Origin of the sequence: Rhodococcus sp. 2G (assembly GCF_001886355.1) — a bacterium.
In the GTDB taxonomy this organism is placed as follows: Bacteria; Actinomycetota; Actinomycetes; order Mycobacteriales; family Mycobacteriaceae; genus Rhodococcus; species Rhodococcus pyridinivorans.
This window is the reverse complement of the sequence record NZ_CP018063.1, coordinates 545,326-564,853: the sequence shown is the minus strand read 5'-3', so window position 1 is coordinate 564,853 and position 19,528 is coordinate 545,326. Positions and strand designations below refer to the sequence as shown.

The 19,528-nt window shown below is 68.4% G+C and carries 16 protein-coding genes and 3 pseudogenes; 9 read left to right on the top strand and 10 right to left on the bottom strand.

Annotated features, from left to right (window positions below; translation table 11 throughout):
- The first annotated feature begins 2 nt into the window (after positions 1-2).
- The 3 genes and pseudogenes from BO226_RS02670 to BO226_RS02660 all read left to right on the top strand — a co-directional run.
- Entirely contained in the window at positions 3-845 is an 843-nt protein-coding gene (locus BO226_RS02670) for an FAD binding domain-containing protein (protein WP_050993395.1), read from the top strand.
- Positions 842-3,538 (top strand): molybdopterin-dependent oxidoreductase, encoded by a 2,697-nt coding sequence (locus BO226_RS02665; protein ID WP_033097280.1) that lies wholly within the window; start codon positions 842-844, stop codon positions 3,536-3,538. The genes BO226_RS02670 and BO226_RS02665 overlap by 4 nt, the downstream gene beginning before the upstream one ends.
- Before the next feature lie 146 nt (positions 3,539-3,684).
- Positions 3,685-3,852, top strand: a pseudogene (locus BO226_RS02660) (GMC oxidoreductase); the annotation flags it as partial.
- A gap of 55 nt (positions 3,853-3,907) precedes the next feature.
- Here BO226_RS02660 and BO226_RS02655 read toward each other — a convergent pair.
- Positions 3,908-4,900, bottom strand: coding sequence for an isopenicillin N synthase family dioxygenase (locus BO226_RS02655; RefSeq protein ID WP_006550608.1), 993 nt, complete (start codon positions 4,898-4,900; stop codon positions 3,908-3,910).
- A gap of 457 nt (positions 4,901-5,357) precedes the next feature.
- On the opposite strand from BO226_RS02655, the pseudogene BO226_RS28630 reads away from it, so the two are divergent.
- The 5 genes and pseudogenes from BO226_RS28630 to BO226_RS02635 form a co-directional block, all read left to right on the top strand.
- Positions 5,358-5,720: pseudogene (locus tag BO226_RS28630) on the top strand (ATP-binding cassette domain-containing protein); the annotation flags it as partial.
- A gap of 276 nt (positions 5,721-5,996) precedes the next feature.
- On the top strand, positions 5,997-6,800 hold the full coding sequence (locus tag BO226_RS28625; protein ID WP_418345743.1) for an ATP-binding cassette domain-containing protein: 804 nt from the start codon (positions 5,997-5,999) through the stop codon (positions 6,798-6,800).
- The gene (locus BO226_RS02645; protein ID WP_006550610.1) at positions 6,797-7,870 is read left to right on the top strand and encodes an ABC transporter permease; all 1,074 of its coding nucleotides are present in this window, start codon (positions 6,797-6,799) and stop codon (positions 7,868-7,870) included. Before BO226_RS28625 ends, BO226_RS02645 begins: the two co-directional genes overlap by 4 nt.
- The gene (locus BO226_RS02640) at positions 7,867-8,829 is read left to right on the top strand and encodes an ABC transporter permease (protein ID WP_006550611.1); all 963 of its coding nucleotides are present in this window, start codon (positions 7,867-7,869) and stop codon (positions 8,827-8,829) included. The genes BO226_RS02645 and BO226_RS02640 overlap by 4 nt, the downstream gene beginning before the upstream one ends.
- A gap of 70 nt (positions 8,830-8,899) precedes the next feature.
- Positions 8,900-9,922 carry a BMP family protein gene (locus BO226_RS02635; RefSeq protein WP_228044946.1) on the top strand — a complete coding sequence of 341 codons (1,023 nt, stop codon included), beginning with the start codon at positions 8,900-8,902 and terminating at the stop codon, positions 9,920-9,922.
- A 113-nt stretch (positions 9,923-10,035) separates the two neighbouring features.
- Here BO226_RS02635 and BO226_RS02630 read toward each other — a convergent pair whose 3' ends face one another.
- From BO226_RS02630 to BO226_RS02605, 6 genes and pseudogenes are all read right to left on the bottom strand, one after another.
- Positions 10,036-10,773 (bottom strand): alpha/beta fold hydrolase, encoded by a 738-nt coding sequence (locus tag BO226_RS02630; protein WP_006550613.1) that lies wholly within the window; start codon positions 10,771-10,773, stop codon positions 10,036-10,038.
- Positions 10,770-11,825, bottom strand: a pseudogene (locus tag BO226_RS02625) (isopenicillin N synthase family dioxygenase). Before BO226_RS02625 ends, BO226_RS02630 begins: the two are co-directional and overlap by 4 nt.
- Complete coding sequence (locus BO226_RS02620) at positions 11,806-13,200, bottom strand: uracil-xanthine permease family protein (RefSeq protein ID WP_039586344.1); 1,395 nt, start codon at positions 13,198-13,200, stop codon at positions 11,806-11,808. Before BO226_RS02620 ends, BO226_RS02625 begins: the two are co-directional and overlap by 20 nt.
- Before the next feature lie 127 nt (positions 13,201-13,327).
- Entirely contained in the window at positions 13,328-14,296 is a 969-nt protein-coding gene (gene alc / locus BO226_RS02615) for an allantoicase (RefSeq protein WP_039586345.1), read from the bottom strand.
- The gene (gene allB / locus BO226_RS02610) at positions 14,293-15,645 is read right to left on the bottom strand and encodes an allantoinase AllB (protein ID WP_039586346.1); all 1,353 of its coding nucleotides are present in this window, start codon (positions 15,643-15,645) and stop codon (positions 14,293-14,295) included. Before allB ends, alc begins: the two co-directional genes overlap by 4 nt.
- Positions 15,642-16,916 (bottom strand): DUF6986 family protein, encoded by a 1,275-nt coding sequence (locus BO226_RS02605; RefSeq protein ID WP_019288013.1) that lies wholly within the window; start codon positions 16,914-16,916, stop codon positions 15,642-15,644. The genes allB and BO226_RS02605 overlap by 4 nt, the downstream gene beginning before the upstream one ends.
- Before the next feature lie 166 nt (positions 16,917-17,082).
- On the opposite strand from BO226_RS02605, the gene BO226_RS02600 reads away from it, so the two are divergent.
- Positions 17,083-17,508, top strand: coding sequence for a helix-turn-helix domain-containing protein (locus BO226_RS02600; protein ID WP_006550619.1), 426 nt, complete (start codon positions 17,083-17,085; stop codon positions 17,506-17,508).
- A gap of 44 nt (positions 17,509-17,552) precedes the next feature.
- Here the strand turns inward: BO226_RS02600 and BO226_RS02595 are convergent, their stop codons facing one another.
- The 3 genes from BO226_RS02595 to BO226_RS02585 form a co-directional block, all read right to left on the bottom strand.
- Positions 17,553-18,146 (bottom strand): ATP-dependent Clp protease proteolytic subunit, encoded by a 594-nt coding sequence (locus BO226_RS02595; protein WP_071934562.1) that lies wholly within the window; start codon positions 18,144-18,146, stop codon positions 17,553-17,555.
- Entirely contained in the window at positions 18,143-18,751 is a 609-nt protein-coding gene (locus BO226_RS02590; RefSeq protein WP_006550621.1) for a ClpP family protease, read from the bottom strand. The genes BO226_RS02595 and BO226_RS02590 overlap by 4 nt, the downstream gene beginning before the upstream one ends.
- 77 nt (positions 18,752-18,828) lie before the next feature.
- On the bottom strand, positions 18,829-19,182 hold the full coding sequence (locus BO226_RS02585) for a hypothetical protein (RefSeq protein ID WP_006550622.1): 354 nt from the start codon (positions 19,180-19,182) through the stop codon (positions 18,829-18,831).
- Positions 19,183-19,528 lie beyond the last annotated feature (346 nt).

Sequence of the window (19,528 nt, the reverse complement as noted above, 5' to 3'; positions counted from 1 at the left end):
CGATGGATCTGCACAACATCACCGCCTACGACATCGCCCGCGACCGCACCGATCTGACCTTCGAGGAGGGCGCGGCCCCGCTCGGCGGTGGCACCTGGTTGTTCTCCGAACCGCAACCGCACCTCCACCGACTCGTGGATCTGTCCGGTCTCGGCTGGCCTGCCGTGACCCGGCACCCCGACGCTCTCGAGATCGCCGCGACCTGCACGGTCGAACAGATGGCCGCACTCTCGGACGAGGCGGAACATACTGCGGCACCGCTGTTCCGGCAGTGCGCCGAGGCACTGTTGGCGTCGTGGAAGATCTGGAAGCGCGCCACGGTCGGCGGCAACATCTGCCTGTCCTTCCCCGCCGGCGCCATGATCTCGCTGGCGACCGCACTCGACGCGGACGCGGTGATCTGGACGATCGACGGCGGCGAACGGCGGATCCCGGTGGCCGACTTCGTCCTCGGAGTCGCCTCCAACGCCCTCGCACCCGGAGAGATCCTGCGGAGCATCCGGATTCCTCTGCGGGTCCTGAGTTCCCGCACGGTCTTCCGCAAGATCGCCCTCTCTCCGCTGGGACGTTCGGGGGCCGTCGTGATCGGACGCCGCGACGACGACGGCAGTGTCACGCTGTCGATCACCGCGTCGACGGTGCGTCCCTGCCTCCTGCGGTTCACGGAAGTCCCGTCGGCACAGGCGTTGTCCGACGCACTCGCCCGTCTCGTCCCGACGACGAGCTACTACACCGATGCGCATGGCTCCGCCGACTGGCGACGTGCCGTTACCGCGGTGCTCGCCGAAGAGATCCGCACCGAACTGTCGAACACTGCACTGCCGAAAACGGAGGTTCAGCCGTGAAACTCACCGTCAACGGCCGCGAACGCGACGTCGACCCCCGGCCCGGCCAGTGCCTGCGTACCCTGCTGCGCGAGACCGAGCACTTCGAGGTCAAGAAGGGCTGCGACGCCGGCGACTGCGGCGCGTGCTCGGTCCTGCTCGACGGCGAACCCGTCCACTCCTGCGTGGTCCCGGCCGTGCGGGTCGAGGGTCGCGAGGTCACCACGGTCGCGGGACTGGGAACCCCCGACGACCTGCATCCCGTCCAACAACAGTTCGCCGACGCCGCCGGTTTCCAGTGCGGCTTCTGTACCGCAGGCATGATCGTCACCGCGTCCACCTTCACCGACGAAGATCTCGACGACCTGCCGAAACGCTTGAAGGGCAACCTGTGCCGGTGCACCGGCTACCGATCGATCGAGGATGCCCTGCGGTCGCGCACCAACGTCGAGCAGGTCGATGGCCCGTCGTGCGGCCGCTCGCAGCGCGCACCGGCCGCGACGCGGGTCGTCACCGGCACCGAGCCGTACACCCTCGACACCACCGTCGAGGGCCTGCTGCACATCGCCGTCCTCGGCAGCCCGCACACCCATGCGCGGATCCTCTCCGTCGACGTCTCGGCCGCCGAGGCGTTCCCCGGTGTCCACGCGGTGTTGTACCACCGCGACGCCCCGGCCACCGCCTATTCGACCGCTCGCCACGAGAACCGCAACGACGATCCCGACGACACATACCTGTTCGACCGGGTCGTGCGCTTCCGCGGACAGCGGGTCGCCGCGGTGGTCGCCGAGAGTCCGGCAATCGCACACCGGGCGCTCGCGTCGATCCACGTCGAGTACGAGGAACTGCCCTTCGTCCTCGATCCCGACGAGGCCCGGAAGCCTGGGGCTCCCCTCCTGCACGCCGACAAGTCCGCCGACGCGCGCATCGCCGATCCCGGACGCAACGTCGTCGCCGCGATCCACGGCAGCAGCGGGGACGTCGACGCGGCGGTCGCGTCCGCTGCGGCGGTGGTGCAGGGACGCTGGCAGACCCACCGCGTCCAACACACCCATCTCGAAACACACGGAGCCATCGGTCATCTCGACGAGGCCGGACGGCTCGTCATCCGCAGTTCCACACAGGTTCCGTTCCTGGTGCGCGACGAGCTGTGCCATATCTTCGGACTCGACCGGGACCGGGTGCGCGTGCACACGGCCCGGGTGGGCGGGGGTTTCGGCGCCAAGCAGGAGATGCTGGTCGAAGATGTCGTCGCGGCGGCGGTCTTGAAGACGGGGCGCCCGGTGCAGTGGGAGTTCACCCGTTCCGATCAACTCACCGTCGCTCCGTGCCGGCATCCCATGCGGGTCGACGTCACCCTCGCCGCCGACGCCGACGGTGTCCTCACCGCCCTCGCGATCGACGTGCTGGCCGACGCGGGCGCCTACGGCAACCACAGCCCCGGGGTGATGTTCCACGGCTGCACGGAGTCGATCGCGGTGTACCGATGCCCGAACAAGCGGGTCGACGCCGAATCCGTGTACACGAACAACCGGCCGTCGGGCGCCTTCCGCGGCTACGGCCTCGGCCAGGTGATCTTCGCCGTGGAGTCGGCCATGGACGAACTCGCCATCAAGCTCGGCATCGACCCGTACGAGTTCCGGCGCCGCAACATCATCGCGCCGGGAGAGCCACTGGTCGCGGCGCATCCCGAGGGCGTCGACCTGACGTACGGCAGCTACGGACTCGACCAGTGTCTCGATCTTGCCGAACGGGCGATGGCGCGCACCGGCGGCCGGCCCACGCCGACCGGTGATCACTGGCGGATCGGCGAGGGGATGGCGCTCGCGATGATCGCGACCAACCCGCCCAACGGGCACATCTCCGAAGCGTCGATCGAACTTCTGCCCGACGGCCGGTATCTTGCCCGGGTGGGCACCGCGGAGTTCGGCAACGGCACCACCACCGTCCACACCCAGATCGCGGCCACCGCGCTCGGCACCACTCCCGACCGCATCGTGGTCCAGCAGTCCGACACCGACGTCACCACCCACGACACCGGTGCCTTCGGGTCGTCGGGCACGGTCGTCGCGTCGAAGGCCCTGCTGGCGGCCTCCCACGAGTTGCGACGGCGGATGGCCAAGACCGCCGCGGAGCTGACCGGCCTCGACCCGGAGCAGGCCGAGCTGCAGGCCGACGGCGTGCGGTGCGGCGATCGTCTCGTCACGCCTGGTGAGCTGCTGGAGGTCGCGGGTGGCCGGTTGCGCGCCGAGGGCCGGCACGGCGGTCTGCCGCGCTCGCTGTCGTTCAACGTGCAGGCCTTCCGCGTCGCCGTCGACACCCGTACCGGTGAGGTGCAGATCCTCCGCTCGGTCCAGGCCGCCGATGCCGGCACCGTCCTCAACCCCGAGCAGTGCCGCGGGCAGATCGAAGGCGGCACTGCGCAGGCGCTCGGTGCGTCGATGTACGAGGAGATCATCACAGACGACGCCGGCCGCGTGACGACAGATGTGTTACGCAACTACCATATTCCGCAATTCGCGGACGTCCCGCGCACCGAGGTCTACTTCGCCGACACCTACGACGAACTCGGGCCGATGGGCGCGAAGTCGATGAGCGAGGCCCCGTTCAACCCGGTGGCCCCGGCGTTGGCGAACGCCGTGCGCAACGCCATCGGGGTGCGGCCGCACGAGCTGCCGCTGTCCCGCGACCGCATCTGGCGCCTCATGCAGTGAGCCCGACCCGTCGAGACCGATGTTGTGTGCGATTTCCGGCCGGATTTCGCACACGACATCGGTCTCGTTCGTTGTACGGCCGGACACGCAACGCAGCCGTAACACGAAGTTGATGCAGCGGGGTCGATTCGACTCATCACGCTGTGTGCGCGATGGGCGTGGGATCCGACGCCGTCGTCGACCCGGACCTGCGGGTCCACGGCGTGGACGGACTGCGCGTCGTCGACGCCTCCGTCATCCCGGTGCTCCCGTCGTGCAACACCAACGCCCCCGTGATCGCCCTCGCCGAGCGCGCGGCCTCGCTGATCACCGGAACCGAGAGGAGACTGTCGTCTGGGATTACGAGAACGGCGCCGCCGGGCCGGAGAACTACTTGGAGACGAAGACGGTGTGCTTGTCGATCTGACCGTCGGTCGGGGCCCCGAGGTATGCGTGCGTCGCTTCGAACCGCGATTGAAGGTACTCGCCGGCCCCGATCGGTGGATGGATCGGCTCCGCGCCCGGTTCGACACAGGTCGGGATCGCCTCGATCACGGCGTGGTAGTCCGGGGTGACGAAATAGGGCAGCGAATAACGGTGTCCGTGTGTGGGATTCAGCACACGATGGCGGGTGGAGACGTAGCGGTGGTTGGTCCACCGGGCGATCATGTCGCCGAGGTTGACGATCAGCGCGTCGGGCGGGGTCACGACGTCGATCCATCCGCCGCCTCGCGCGGCGACCTGCAGCCCACCGATGTCGTTCTGGGCGAGCAGTGTCAACGAGCCGTAGTCGGTGTGGGGCGCGACGCCGAGTGTGGTATCGCCGACAGGAACGGGTGCGTAGTGCAGCATACGGAGCGACCCGAGCGGGTCGGTGAACATCGGCACGAAGGCGTCGGCGTCGAGGCCGAGAGCGAGTGCGAGACCGCGCATGAGGTGGGCGTTGATGTCCAGACACGCCTTCGCGTACTCGTCGGCGACACTCTTGAAGTCGGGCATCAGCGAGGCGGGCCATTGTGCCGGACCGTGCAGCGGCGTACCCGCCATCACCTCCGGATGATCGGCCGCACGGTCGGTGGTGATGTCGAGGGCCTCCTTGCCGTCGGCTCCGACGGTGGGGTCGAGTGCCTCGGTCTTCGGCGGCACATATCCGCTGTGACAGGTGGATCTCGCGATGGCGATCTCCATCTTCTCCTCGAAAGGCAGCGCGAAGAAGCGCCGCGCCTGCTCCATCGTCGCCGCGCGGAGGTCGGGGTCGAGTCCGTGACCGGTGACGACGAAGAACCCGAGGTCGGTACACGCGGCGTCGAGCGCGCCGACGACGGCGTGCGGGTCGCTCCCGTCGCGCAGCGGACGCAGATCGATGAGAGGCAGGGCTTCCATGGGTGACTCCTGGACAGAGCGGACGGGTGATCGCTCCGAGTCAATTCCTGCGATACTGCGGATCCGTCTCGCTGAGGTGAGGACCGTGTTACGGGTTCCCGGACCGCGCCCCGACGCAGAGCACCGGGCGAGCCGGATCGAGGAAGTCCGACGGCGACCGTCCGAGCGACGCGATCCTGTTCCGGCACTGCATTCTCCGTCGGCATCACGAATTTCATTCCCTTCCGCCGCCCGAAACACAATCGTCATGAATCGGACACGACCGCTCAACTACCAACCTGGATCGTCTCGACTCGACACATAGCGATTACTCGGAAGGCCCCACCGTATGGTGACAGCAACTTCGACCGCGAGCGTCACCACCACTGCGGGAGTGACAGAATCGGTTCCCGCCGAGGGCGTCGTGATGCGCGGTATCCACCGGTCCTTCGGTGAGAACACCGTCCTGCGCGACGTGTCGTTGCATGTGCGCCCCGGCGAGGTCTACGCACTGCTCGGCGAGAACGGCGCCGGCAAGTCGACCCTGATGCGCATCCTCACCGGGCTTCTCCCGCCCGACTCCGGTTCCATTGCGATGGACGGAAAGTCGATCATCGACGGAGGCCGGGAACGGATCGCGATGGTCCACCAGCACTTCATGCTCGTGCCGAGCATGACGGTTGCGGAGAACTTCCTGCTCGGCCGGTCCCGCGGAGTGATCGGCCGGAAGCGCTTGCGGCGCAACGAGGCCGAGATCGCCGCCCTCGCGAAGGACACCGGTCTCGCCTGCGACCCCACCGCACGCGTGGAGAACCTGTCGGTCGGCGAGCAGCAGCGCGTCGAGATCCTCCGAGCCCTGCACCTGGGCGCCCGTTACCTGCTGCTCGACGAACCGACCGCGAATCTGGCTCCGGCCGAGGTGCACTCACTGCTCGCACAGGTCCGCCGACTCGCCGCCGAACGCGGCGTCGGGATCGTGCTCATCACTCACCATCTGGAAGAGGTCCTCGAGGCCGCCGATCGGGTCGGTGTGCTGCGGGGAGGACGGCTCGTCGCCGAACGCCCCATCCGCGGGAACGGCGCCGAGAGGGTCACCACCGCCGAACTCGCCCGCGACATGGTCGGCCGTGAGGTCGGGCTCGGTATCCGCCGTGCGGCCACCGAACCGGCCGGGAACCGGATGCTCGAACTGGTCGGTGTGTCCGTCCCCGGTCAGTTGCACGACGTGACCCTGCGGGTCGCATCCGGGCAGCTCGTCGCCGTCGCCGGAGTCGAGGGCAACGGCCAGTCCGCCCTCGAGGACGTCCTGTCCGGGCTCTCCCCCGACTCCACCGGTGCGGTGGTCGTCGCCGAACGGGAGATCGACTCCTCGTCCCCCCGCGCGATGCGCGAGGCCGGTGTCGGCATCGTCCCCGCCGACCGCTACACCCGGGGACTGATCAAGTCGTTGGGAATCGACACCAATCTCGCGATCGACAGCTACACCGATCCCCCGCTCGCCCGTCGCTGGGGCCGCCTGTCGCGGGCAGCCGTCCGCGAACGCGCCGAGCGCATCATCGCCGCCCTGTCGGTCAAGGCCCAGAGCCCGCGCACGCTCGCCGGCACCCTGTCCGGTGGGCACGCCCAGCGCGTGGTGCTCGGCCGGGTCCTCGACGGTGAGCCGGACGTCCTCGTCGTCGCCCAGCCCACCCGCGGTCTCGACATCGGCGCCACCGAGTTCGTCTGGGACACGCTCGTCGACCATCGCTCCCGGGGCGCCGCGATCCTGCTCATCTCGTCCGATCTCGACGAGATCTGCAGCCTCGCCGACAGGATCGTCGTGCTCTACCGCGGACGGATCGTCGCCGAGTTCGACGAAGGCCCGTTCGACCGCGAAGCCCTCGGCTCGGCCATGGGCGGATTCCAGGAGGCCGCAGCATGACCGCCACGCTCAGCCCACCGGTGACGACGCCACCCGAGCCGCCCACCGCGTCGCGGATCCGGAGTCTCACGACCACTATCGGGGTGCCGCTACTCGCCGTCGCCGTCGGTCTCGCGGCGGGCGGGATCCTCATCGTCCTCGCGGGCGGTGATCCGGGGCAGGCCTACGCGACGATGCTCGACGCCGCTCTCGGCGGCGATACGCAACTCGGCCGCCTGCTCACGGGTATGACGCCGCTCGTCCTCATGGGTCTCGGCTACGCGATCGCGTACCGCACCGGCTTCATCACCATCGGCGCGCAGGGCCATTACGACGTCGGCGCGATCACCGCGACGGCCGTGGTGCTGAGCATGCCGTTGGGGACGAGCTGGATCGCGATCCCGATCGTCGCCGTCACCGCCGCGGCCGCAGGTGCGTGCATCGGCGGCATCGCAGGCGTGCTGAAGGCGCGGCTCGGGGTCAACGAGATCATCTCGTCGCTCATGCTCAACTACCTCGTCTTCTACACATTGGCGTGGGCGGTGCGCAAACCCCTCGCCAATCCCAACGGTTTCACCCCCGAGTCCGAGCGCATTCCCGACTGGGCCGCACTCGCGACGATTCCCGGCACCCGCATCCACATCGGTGTGTTCGTCGCGATCGCGGCGGTGCCGCTGGTGTGGTGGCTCATGCGTTCGACCCGGTTCGGTTTCGCGTCGCAGATCGTCGGTGGGAGCCCGAGCGTCGCCGAGGCCAATGGCATCTCCGTCGCCCGCACCGTGGTCACCTCCGCTCTGATCAGCGGCGCACTCGGCGGTATCGCCGGCGCGATCATGTTGCTGGGCAGCGAGTTCCGACTGTCGCTGGCGATCTCCTCCGGGATCGGGTTCACCGCGATCGTGGTAGCACTGCTCGGGCGTCGCAATCCGTTCGGCATCGTGCTCGCAGCAGCATTGGTCTCCGGGCTGACCCTCGGCAGTCAGGCGGTGCAGCGTACCCAGGAGATCCCCGCGTCCATCGGCACCGTCGTCCAGGCAGTGATGATCCTGACGGTGCTGCTCGCCAACCGAATCGTGGAGCGTGCTCGATGAACTGGTCCGATGTCCTGGGCGCCGGTGCGCTCGTCCCGCTGTTCACCGCTGCGCTGCGGCTGGCGGTGCCGATCATCCTCGCCGCCGCCGGCGCGTGCCTCGCCGAGCGCTCGGGGCTGATGAACCTCGGTATCGAGGGACAGATGATGGTCGGCGCGATCATCGCGTTCGTGACGGTGTACTACACCGGGCAACCGATGCTCGGCGCCGCCACCGGCGCCGCCGCGGGCCTCGTGATCGCCGCGATCGTCGGCTACCTGACGATCACGATGGCCGTCGACCAGATCATCACGGGGATCTCGGTGGTGATCCTCGGGACCGGACTCGCGTCCTTCCTGTACCTGCAGGTGTTCGGCATGACCGGTACACCGCCGCGCATCCAGGGCACCATTCCCCTCGACCTTCCGGTGCTGTCCGACCTGCCGGTGCTCGGCCCGATCGTGTTCTCGCAGTCCCCGCTCGTCTACCTCGCGCTCGCACTCGTCGTCGCCCTGTGGTGGGTGCTCACCCGCACGGCCTTCGGCCTGTCGATCCGCGCGGCCGGGGAAAGCCCCGAGGCCGCCGACTCGGTGGGCGTCTCCGTCCCCCGCACCCGATGGAGCACGCTGCTGATCTCCGGCGCCGCAGCAGGTATGGCCGGCGCGCTCGTCATCGACAGCCTGGGCTTCTTCCAGGACGGTATCACCGGTGGTCGCGGCTGGATCGCGCTCGGTGTCGTCATCCTCGCCCGGTGGAATCCGCTCGGCGCCATCGTCGGTGGCTTCATGTTCGGTCTCGTCGACGCCTTCCAGCTGCGCGTACAGGCCGCGTCCGGTGGACAGGCCACGTCGGTACCGTACGAGCTGTTCCAGGCCATGCCGTACGCGGTGACGTTGCTCGCGGTCATCGCCACAACCGTGTGGTTCTCGCGCAGCAATTCCCCGAAGGCGCTCGGCATCCCGTTCGTGCCCGCGAAATAGCTTTCCGTCAGCTTTCCCGTCAGTCCTGGGGTTCGCAGTCGCGAGCCCTCCCTTCCCCGAGGAGAACCACGTGAAGAAATTGGGTACCGCTGTGGCGGCCGCCGCCGTCGTCGGAGCCGCCGTGACCGGGTGTTCGAGTTCCGACCCCGGTGGGAGCGGCTCGGCCGACGGGGTCGTCAAGGCCGCGATCATCACCTCGGGTCCGGTCAACGACGTCGGCTGGAACCAGGGCATGGTCGAGGGCGCCGAGAAACTCGAAGCGGAAGGTCTTATCGACCTGACCGTGGTGCAGCAGGATTCGGGCGCGACCTCGGAGCAGATCGCCCAGATCGTCACCGACCTCGCGGAGGACGGCAACCAGCTCATCGTCGGCCACTCGTTCAATTACGGCGAACCCATCAAGGGCATCATCGCCGACTACCCCGACGTGCTGTTCGCCTATCCCGGCGGCTTCGGCGACATCACCGCCAACCTCGCCGACTACAGCCAGCCGTTCTATCAGGGTTCGTTCCTCACCGGCATCCTCGCCGGCGACCTGACGGAGACCGGCATCCTCGCCGGCACCGCCGGTTTCGAGATCCCGGTGTGCAAGGCCCAGATCGAGGCGTTCGCCGACGGCGCGCGCCTGACCTACAAGGGCCCCGGTGAGATCCAGTTGCGTCCGTCCTACATCGGCGGATGGTCCGACGCGGCGGCCCAGACCATCGAGGCCGTCAACGCCCTCGTCGACCAGGGCGCCGACCAGTTCTCCACGTGCGGTGTCGACGCGGCCACCATCGAGGGCGCCAAGCAGCGCGGCGTCGGCGTCGCCGGCTACACGATGGATCAGACCCCGCTGGCACCCCAGAACGTCGTCTCCTCCGTCGTGTGGAATCTCGACGAGGTCCTCCGCGCGATGATCGCCGACGTCGAGGCCGGCAACGTCGACCCGGCGAAGTACTACGAGGTGGACATCACCGAAGGCGGCCTGGACGTCGTCATCAATCCGGCCTTCGCCGACAAGATCTCGCCCGAGGCGATGGCGCTGTTCGAGGAGTACCGTGAGAGGATCATGGCCGGCGAGTTCGAGGTCGAGTACAAGGGCGGCGACTGACCCGGAGCACCTCCTGTAGAACGAACGAGACCGACCTTGTGCGCGATTTCCCACCGGATTTCGCACACAACGTCGGTCTCGTTCCGTAGCTTCGACCTTTGTGAAGATCCGACCTATGTTCGGACGCGCTCCGCGCACCACTCCACCAGCGCCGCCGCGAGGTCGTCGCGGGCGGACAGCTGTGGCGCATGGTCGGACTCGAGCGACACGACCTGCGCACCCGGGGTGAGGCGTTGCATCCCCCGTTGGGTGACGAGGGGAACCGAACGATCCAGTGTCGCTTCGACGTACAGGCGTGGCAGGCGCCCGAATCGTTCCGGTGTCCAGCTGGGCGCCATGAGCCGGGTGGTCTCGAGTTGCGGCACGAGTCGGCGCGCGGCACCGATCGCGTCGGCCGAATCCGCCTCGTGGAAGAACACCGCCGCACCGGCCTCCGGGGGCACGATCGTCCCGCGACCGTCCTCGGTGGGTTCGAGCCATCGCGAGATGCCCACCGGCGATTCGAGACCGATTCCGTCGCAGAGCATCCCGAAGTCGACCCCGGACGGAAGCATCATCCCCGCCACATAGGCGACCCCGGTGACACGCTCGGGTAGCATCTCCGCGACCTGCGTGACGACGATGCCGCCACCGGAATGGCCGACGAGGATCACCGGACCGTCGAGTCCGGCAACGTGGTCGGCCACGACCGCGGCGACGTCGTCGAGCGTCACGTCGTCGGCACCCCACGATCCGACACCGGGAAGCTCGAGCGGATGTGGGACGTGCCCGGCCCGACGGAGCGGTTCGAGCAGTGTGTCCCACACCCAACTTCCGGCCCACGCGCCGTGCACGAGCACGACATGACTCACTCGCGGTTCTCCCCCGTCGCCGCCAGCACCCGGGCGGCTTCCCGCACAGCAGCGGTGTTGGCCTTGCCGTGCCGCGACCCGGCGAGCTTCGCTTTGATGTGATCGCGGATCAGGATGGGTTCATAGGGTTCCAGGCCCGCATATTCGGGCAACGTGGAGACCACCGCGTCGACGTTGCCGTCGTGGAAGAACGCCACCGAACGACGGCGCCGGATCCTCCCGTCGACGATCGGCGGCTTGACGCGGTGCAGCGTCGACATCCACCGGTCGTCGGTGATGCGGGCGGTGAGATCGCCGAGATTGACCAGCAGGGCGCCGGGCAGCGGTTCGACGTCGTGCCAGACACCGTCGGAGCCGAGCACCTGCAGCCCCGCGACCCGATCGGCCCACAGCACGGTGACGATCCCGAAGTCGGTGTGCTCACCCATGCCGGTGAGATCGCCGTCGAGGTCGACGGTGCCCTCGGGCAGCGCGTAGTTGTTCATCCGCAACACGTCGATCGAGTGGTCGGTGAGCCGTTCGAATTAGTCGGGGGCCTGCCCGAGGGCGTCGGCGAAGATCCGGGTGAGGGTCCGCGCGACCCGCGAAGCCTCGGTGAAATAGGTCTGCACACGGTCCTCGAAGCGGGGGACGTCGGGCCAGACGTTGATTCCGTAGTCGTCCTCCGACAGGTCCAGGTGGGCGAACGACCGGGCCTCCACGCCGACGTTGTACGCCTCGAAGAAATCGTTCATGCGGCTGGCGGATTCGACGCCGAGGCTCAGGCTCAGCGACTCGCTCTTCGGCGGGCTGTACCCGCGGTTCGCACCCACCACCCGATACTGCTGCTTGTCGTCCATCGGCAGACCGAAGAAGTCGTCGAGGGCATCGGCGAGGCCGTCGACCACCGGATCGGAAATGCCGTGTCCGAGAATCTGAACGAATCCCACACGGCTGCAGGCTTCGTCGATCTCACGGGCGACACGAGCTCGTTCGGCCTCGTCGCCGGCCCGAACGTACGGGCCGATGTCGACGGCGGGAACGACGAAGGCGTCAGACGGCGACTGGTTCATGGGCAACTCCGTTGGGAGAGATGGTACCGGCCGAGGTGACGGGGGCCGGCGTGCCGGACCGGGACGCGCGAGCCAGTGTCCCGAGACGAGTGTGGTTCAACAGCAGGTTCAACGAGAATGCCGCGATCGCGGCGAGCGTGATGCCGCTGCCGAGCAGGATCTGCGCAGCGGACGGGAAGCGCTCGAACATGCCCTCGGCGAGTTCGGGCAGCAGACCCACACCCACCGCGACGGCGGCGATCGTCGAGTTGATGCGGTCGGACAGGTCCACCGAGCGCAGCGTGTTGATGCCCACGAGGGCGACGGTGGCGAACAGGATCAGGCCGACACCGCCGACCACCGGCTTCGGCAGCGCCGCGACCACCGAGCTCACCTTGGGCAACGCGCCGAGGACCACGAGGATCGCACCCGATGTGGCGGTGACGTAGCGGCTGTAGACGCGGGTGGTGGCGACCGCACCGACGTTCTGGGTGAAGACGGTGTCGACGAAGGCATTGAAGACACCCGCGAGCACGGCGGACGCTCCGTCGCCGGCGAGTCCACGAGCGATGTCGCCCTTGCTGACGCGCTTGCCGGTGATCTCGGCGACGGCGAGCATGCTCGCGGTGGACTCGGCGAAGACCACTGCCATGACGATGCTCATGGCGACGACCGCGGTGATCGGGAATTCCGGCGCACCGAAGTGGAAGGGCGCGGGCAGACCCACCCACGACGAACCGGTCACGCCGCCGAGGTCGATCAGGCCGAGCGGGACCGCGACGACCGTGCCGACGGCGAGGGCGATCAAGACCCCGAGCTGGGCCCAGATGCCGCGACCGAGGCACAGGAAGGCAACGGCGACGCCGATCACCAGCACGGCCAGGGCGATGTTGGTGGGCGAGGCGAAGGTGGGCGACGACGGGTCGGTACCGACGATCAACCCACCGGCCACGCCGATGAGCGAGATTCCTACGACGGTGAGAACGGCACCGGTGACGAGCGGCGGGAAGAAACGGATGATCCTGGCGAAAGGCCAGGCCAGGGCGAGACCGACGATGCCGCCGATCAGCATGGAGCCGTAGACGGCCTGCAGGCCGTATTCCTTCGCGATGAGGATCATCGGCGTCAGGCCGGCGAAGGTCGCACCGCAGACGATGGGTAGGCGGACACCGATGAGTTTGCCGACACCGAGGCTCTGGACGATGGTGATCAGACCGGCGATCAACAGGTCGGCGCTGATGAGCATCGCGATGGTGTCTCGGTCGAGTCCGACGGCCGCGCCGAAGACCAACGGGACGGTGATGCATCCGGTGTACATGATCAGGACATGCTGGAGGCCGAACGCGAACTGCCGGAGGAACGGTAGTCGCGCGTCGACGGGGTGCGGTGAGGTCATGTGATCGCTCCCATTTCGGATGCAGTGCTGTATACGGTGCCGGATACAGCTTGGGGGCCGAAGTTTTCGGGCTCGAGTCATCGTGTTTCGCGCGGGTAAGAAACCGCTCACCGCACCCGCATCGGAGCTAGGTCAGTCGTCCGTTCACGCGCAGACGGGCGATGCCACCGTCGGGATAGACGTCGAGCCGCACGAACTCCACCGGCGTCGGCGAATCGACGCGGAAACGGTGCCGGCAGTCCGGCAGCAGTGCGGTCCGCGGGACGAGTTCGACCCAGGACGATTCGTCGGACATCGCGTCCCCGCTGGGGATTCCGCTCAGGCGCGCCGCTCCCGGTGCGTTGCCGACGAAATAGGAGGTGTCGACCTCGACGTGGTCGACGCATCCCTGCCCGGCGAGACGGATCACCACGTAGTCGTTGCCGTCGTCGCGGCGCCGGGCGTTCTCCCAGCCCTCCCCCATGTGCCGCGAGCGACCGAGGCCGATGATGTTGCGCGGCGACGAATAGAAGCGGTTCGAGCACGCGACGACGTCGCCACCGTTCTCGAGGGCCGCGAGATCGATCGTGCCCGTGAGGAAGGCCGGGTCCGGGCGTGCATATCCGTGCACCCGGAAGCGGGCCACACCGCCGTCAGGAAAGATGTTCAGGCGCAGGTGCGTCCAGCGCCGGTCGTCTTCCACCGCGAAGGCGTTCGCGGTGTCGCCCTTCAGGGCCACGCGCTCGAGGACCGGTTCCCACGGCGCGTCCAGCAACTCCTGATCGGTCGGGTAGCCGTCGAGGTTCACCCCGTCGACGGACGCGAAGGGCGGGTAGTTGCCCGTGAACCAGGCGGTGTCGATCACGACACCCTCGACGACACCGGGAACGCCTAGCCGGACCACCGCGAAGTCGTGCCCGGGTTCGCGGCGACGCCGGGTCTCCCACCCGTCGTAGACCTTTCCCTTGTGCCCGAACTCGGAAGGATCGAAATCGGGTGCGCCCGGCGAGATCAGGTTCTCGCGACTCGCGAAGAACTCGTCGTTCGCGTACACGACGGCTCCGCCCAGCGATCGCGCGGCGAGATCGGGCAGTTGCAGGAAATCTGCTTCGGTCAACGGTTTTCCTTTCGGGAGAGCAGCGCACCACGCGGTGCGGGGTCGGTGGCGCCGAGGGTGACGGTGAGTGGTTCACCGGCGAGCCAGGTCTGCCGCACGACCCCGGCCAGTGCACGTTCGGCGTAGGGCGTCACCGCGTTGCGGTGGTGCAGTCGCTCCGGGAAGACCACGAAGGCGTCGTCGGGCGCGAAGACGCACAGGTCGGCACTGTTGCCCACGGCGATGGCACCGCGGTCGGCCAGGCCCACGAGGTCGGCGGTGCGACCGGCCATCCAGCGCACCACGTCGACGAGTGTGTGCCCGCGCTTGCGCGCCTCCGACCACACGATGGGCAGTCCGAGTTGCAGCGACGAGATTCCGCCCCACGCCTCGCCGAAGTCGCCGGTGACGAACTTCTTCAACTCCGGCAGGCACGGCGAGTGATCGGAGACGATGCAGTCGAGTGTGCCGTCGGCCAGGCCGCGCCACAGCGCTTCCCGGTTACGGGCCTCGCGGATCGGCGGGCAGCACTTGAAATGTGTGGAGCCGTCGAGGATCTCCTCGCTGAACAGCGACAGATAGTGCGGGCAGGTCTCCGCGGTGACGGGCAGGCCCTCGGCCTTCGCCGCGGCCACGAGCGGAAGGCTTCCCGCATCCGACAGATGCAGGATGTGCACGCGGCACCCGGTCTGCCGCGCGCCGTCGATCACCTGGGCCACGGCACGGGACTCGGCGACCGGTGGTCGCGAGTACAGGAAGTCGTCGTAGCGCGGTCCGGCCGGTGGGTCCTGCGCGTCGAGGGTCGGTCCGTCCTCGGCATGCACGATGAGCAGGCCGCCGAAGCCGGCGATCACGCGCATCGCCTCGATCATCTGCTCGCGGTCCAGCGGCGGGTACTCGTCGAGACCCGAATACGCGAGGAAGCACTTGAATCCGTACACCCCTGCGTCCCAGAGCGGTTCGAGATCGGCGAGGTTACCGGGAATCGCACCGCCCCAGAATCCGACGTCGACGGTGACCTGCCCGTCCGCGACCTTCTGCTTCACCTCGAGGGCCGCCACGTCGACGGTGGACGGGATGGAGTTGAGGGGCATGTCGACGATCGTCGTCACTCCCCCGGCCGCGGCGGCACGCGTGGCCGTCGCGAAGCCCTCCCATTCGGTGCGGCCGGGTTCGTTGACGTGGACGTGCGTGTCCACCAGGCCGGGGAGCAGCACCTCGTCGTCGGCGAGGACGGTCTCCCGCGCACCGGTCGGAGCGGCACCGTCGTATTCCTCGATCGCGACGATGCGGCCGTCGCGCACGTGGACGGCGCAGCTGCGTTCCTCGTCCCCCACCACAGCGCGTCGCGCGCGGATCACGGTGGTCATCGCGTCACCGCCGTCGGTCGACCCGCGAGCCGGGCCAGGTGGTCGAGATTCGTGCCGGTGCGATCGCATACTTCCTTCTCGGTGAGGGCTCCGCAGCTCGTTCCCCGCAGGAGGAAGGCGGCGAGAGCACGGGCGGTGGCGGGTTCGTCGAGGTATCCCGACGACAGGGCCGGGTCGATGTAGGCCGCGACGCGTCCCGCGGCGGTGGACAGCGACCGGCGGTAGAACGCGAAGGTCGCGGCGTAGCGGGTGGGCAGTTGCGCCGGATGCAGGTCCCATCCCTGGTAGAAGCCGCGGCGCAGCGACCGGTCGATCAGGTGGGCGTGCAGCCCCCATGCCGCGCGGATCTCGTCGCGGGTGCCGACGGGAAGGCGGTTGGTGGAGCCGTCGGACAACCGCACCCCCGTGCCCGCTGCCGCAACCTGCATCGTGGCCTTGGCGTGGTCGGCGACGGGGTGGTCCATCGCCTGGTACTCGGCGGCGATGTCGCACGCGGCCGAGTAGTCATAGGTGCCGTAGTGCAGTCCCGAACAGCGGCCCCGGGCCGCTCGGATCATGGTGGCGACGGCAGCGGTGCCATCGGGTCCGCAGATCGCCTGCGGCGTCTCGATCTGGATCTCGAACCGCAGGGGCGCGGCGAGCGGGTAGGTGGACTCGAGATGCTCGCAGACGGTCACCATAGCGGCGACCTGTTCGGGCGCGGTGACCTTGGGCAGCGTGACGACGAATCCGTCTGGGAGAGAGCACTTTCCGGTCAGTTCGGCGACGAAGGAGTCGAGCGTGCGCAGTCCGCGGCGCCGGGTGGCGGCCTCGAAGGACTTGAACCGGATGCCGACGAAGGGTGTCGCGGTGGGATCGGTCGCGAGCGCGGCGGCGGCGCGGGCGACGTGGGCGTCCTCGTCGGCGTCACGTTCGTGCTCCGGAATGCCGGGGCGGGTGAACCCGTCCTCGAAGTCGATGCGCAGATCCTCGATCGGTTCGGTGCGCAGTTTGGCCTCCACGAGAGGGAGGACGGCGTCGGCCAGTTCGGGTTCGATGCCGGTGACCGCGGCGAGGTCCGCGGGACCGTCGATGTGGGTGTCGAGGACGTCGAGCGCGTCGGCTCCCCATCGTGCCGCGATCCCGGCGTCGTAGCGGTCGGCCGGGACGTAGACGGTGTGCACTGGTTGGCGGGCACCGTCGGTCCCGGGATAGGTCGCAGTGTATGCCGCGTCGGTGCCCGCGAGCTGCGCGTCGAGCGCAGCCGCAAGCCTGTGCAATCCTGTCGGCACCCGAACTCCTGTCCTGTATCCACGGCTGTATACGTCGTGGTGCGCCGACGTTATCGGCGCCAGGTCATGTGTTCGGTTAACTGCGGTTACGGGCCCGTTACACATCTGCCGGGGCGGTGTTCGTCCTCGGCAGAACCCGGCCCGATGCCGCCGGATCGACGGCACAATGGTCGGCATGGAGCCGGAGCAGGGTCGCGTGATCGATTTCGCCACTGCCGCGAAGGCGGCACGTGTGACTGCCGCGAAGGCGGCACGTGTGACCGCCGCGAAGTCGGCACGGACTCCCGTGCGGGGAGCCGACAGCACCGAGCCCCGGCTGCTCCGCCAGATCTACGGCGAGATCCTGCGCGACGAGCGTCGCGATCAGGACCGCAGCCTCGAGGACGTCGCCCGCACGGTCGGGATGTCGAAGCAATATCTGTCGGAGGTCGAACGTGGGCGCAAGGAGGCCTCCTCCGAGATGCTGCGGTCCGTGTGCGATGCGCTGGAACTTCCGATGGAGCAACTGCTCGCGCGCGGGATCCGCCGGATGACCGCGCATCGCACACTTCGGACCACGGGTCACGCCGGCGTCGAGTTGTGCGCGGCATGACGGTATGACTGCGTCACAGTGTGACCACGTGACTGCGTGACGGGTCATCCGTCCCGATCGACGACGACGTGATCGGCCAGGCCGTAGGCCACCGCCTCCGTCGGTGAGAAGATCCGGTCCCGGTCGGTGTCGCGGCGCAGTCGGTCGATGTCACGTCCGGTGTGCGCGGCGAGGATCTCCTCGGTCTGGGCCCGTACCCTCATCACCTCCGCTGCCTGCAGGGCCAGATCCGAGATGGTGCCCTGCCCCTGCGCCGACGGCTGGTGCAGCAGCACCCGCGAATGGGCGAGCACGTGCCGACGGCCGGGCGCTCCGGCCGCGAGCAGCACGGCGGCCGCCGAGGCGGCCTCTCCCATGCAGTAGGTCGCGACCTTCGGGCGCAGGAACTGCATGGTGTCGTAGATCGCGAGCATCGCGGTGGACGATCCGCCGGGCGAGTTGATGTAGAGCCCGATCTCCCGATCGGGGGATTCGGCCTCGAGGTGCAACATCTGAGCCATGACGACGTTGGCGACCCCGTCGTCGATCTCGGTGCCGAGGAAGACGATGCGTTCGTTGAGCAACCGGCTGAAGACGTCGAACGACCGCTCCCCCGCCGGTGTGCGTTCGATGACGTTGGGGATCGTGTAGGTGCTCATCGTCCCAGTCCCATCTGCCGTCCTGCGGCGAACGGCGCCAGTTCGGCGAGCGACCCGACGACGGTGTCGACGATGCCGTACTCGCGCGCCTGTTCGGCGGTGAACCACCGGTCGCGGTCGCTGTCGCGTTCGATCTCCTCGAGTGAATGCCCGGTGGCGTCCGAGAGGATCTGCTGCGACTGCAGTTTCATGTATTCGAGATTCTCGGCCTGGATCGCGATGTCGACGGCCGTCCCCGAGAATCCGGCCGACGGTTGGTGCATCATGATCCGGCTGTGGGCAAGGCTCGCGCGTTTGCCCTTGGTGCCCGCCGCGAGCAGGACCTGCCCCATACTGGCGGCGAATCCCGCTGCCACGGTGACGATGTCGTTGGGAACGAGTTGCATCGTGTCGTAGATGGCGAGGCCGGCGAAGACGGATCCGCCGGGTGAGTTGATGTGCAGGACGATGTCGCGCCGGTCGTCGGCGGAGGCGAGCAGGACGAGTTCCGAGCAGACGCGCTCGGCCATCTCGTCGTCCACCTCTCCGGTCAGTCGCAGGATGCGCTGACGGAAGAGCCTGTCGGCCAGTTGGTCCCGGTACGAGAATGGTTCGGTGGTCGTCATGCAGCCAGCCTGACCCCCGATGGGTGCGAACCGGCGGTTCGTCTGCTCACGGCAGACGGACCGGTCGTTCCGGCAGATCAGTCCCCCGCGGACCGGACGGCGCTGATCACCACCGCGACGAGGACGGCCAGCAGAAGGAGCACGAGCAGGACCGGTCCGAGCAGCAGCACCAGCGTGATCACGACGGCCAGGCCGATCTTCGCCTTGGTGCTGAGTCCGGAAATCAGCCCGCCCAGCGCGGCGAGGGCCGGATTGCGACCCTCCAGCGCGGCTCGGATGCCGGCGAGGACCGCCTGCAATCCCACGCCGCCGCTGGTGACCTCGCCGAGGAGCGAGTCCACCCATCCGCGGATCTTCCGGATCAGTCTCGCCCCGAGTCCCCGGAGTTCGGCCAGTGCGCTGCGGACACCGGCCCGCAGCGCATCCTTCAACTTCTCGAGGAGCGATGTGGGTTCCGGCTGTGCCTGCTCGGGTCGGGTCTGCTCGGATCGTGTCCGCTCACGTCCGGGGCGGGTGGGTTTCCCTGCCCGGGCGTCGTTCGCCGGCGGACGCGGTCGTCGTCTCTCCTTCGGAGGCGCCGGCTTCACACGAGAGCGGGGCGTGGCGTCCGAACGGGTCGATGTCCGAGTGGTCGATCGGGATGAGGTTCGGGTCGAGGTGCGCCGCGAGCCGGTTCCGGGGTCGCGGTCCCGACGCCGTGCAGCGGGTTCGGGTTCGCGGGTGCGACGCCGCGCGGTGGGCTCGGGCTCGCGAGGTCGACGGCTGCGCGTCCGCACA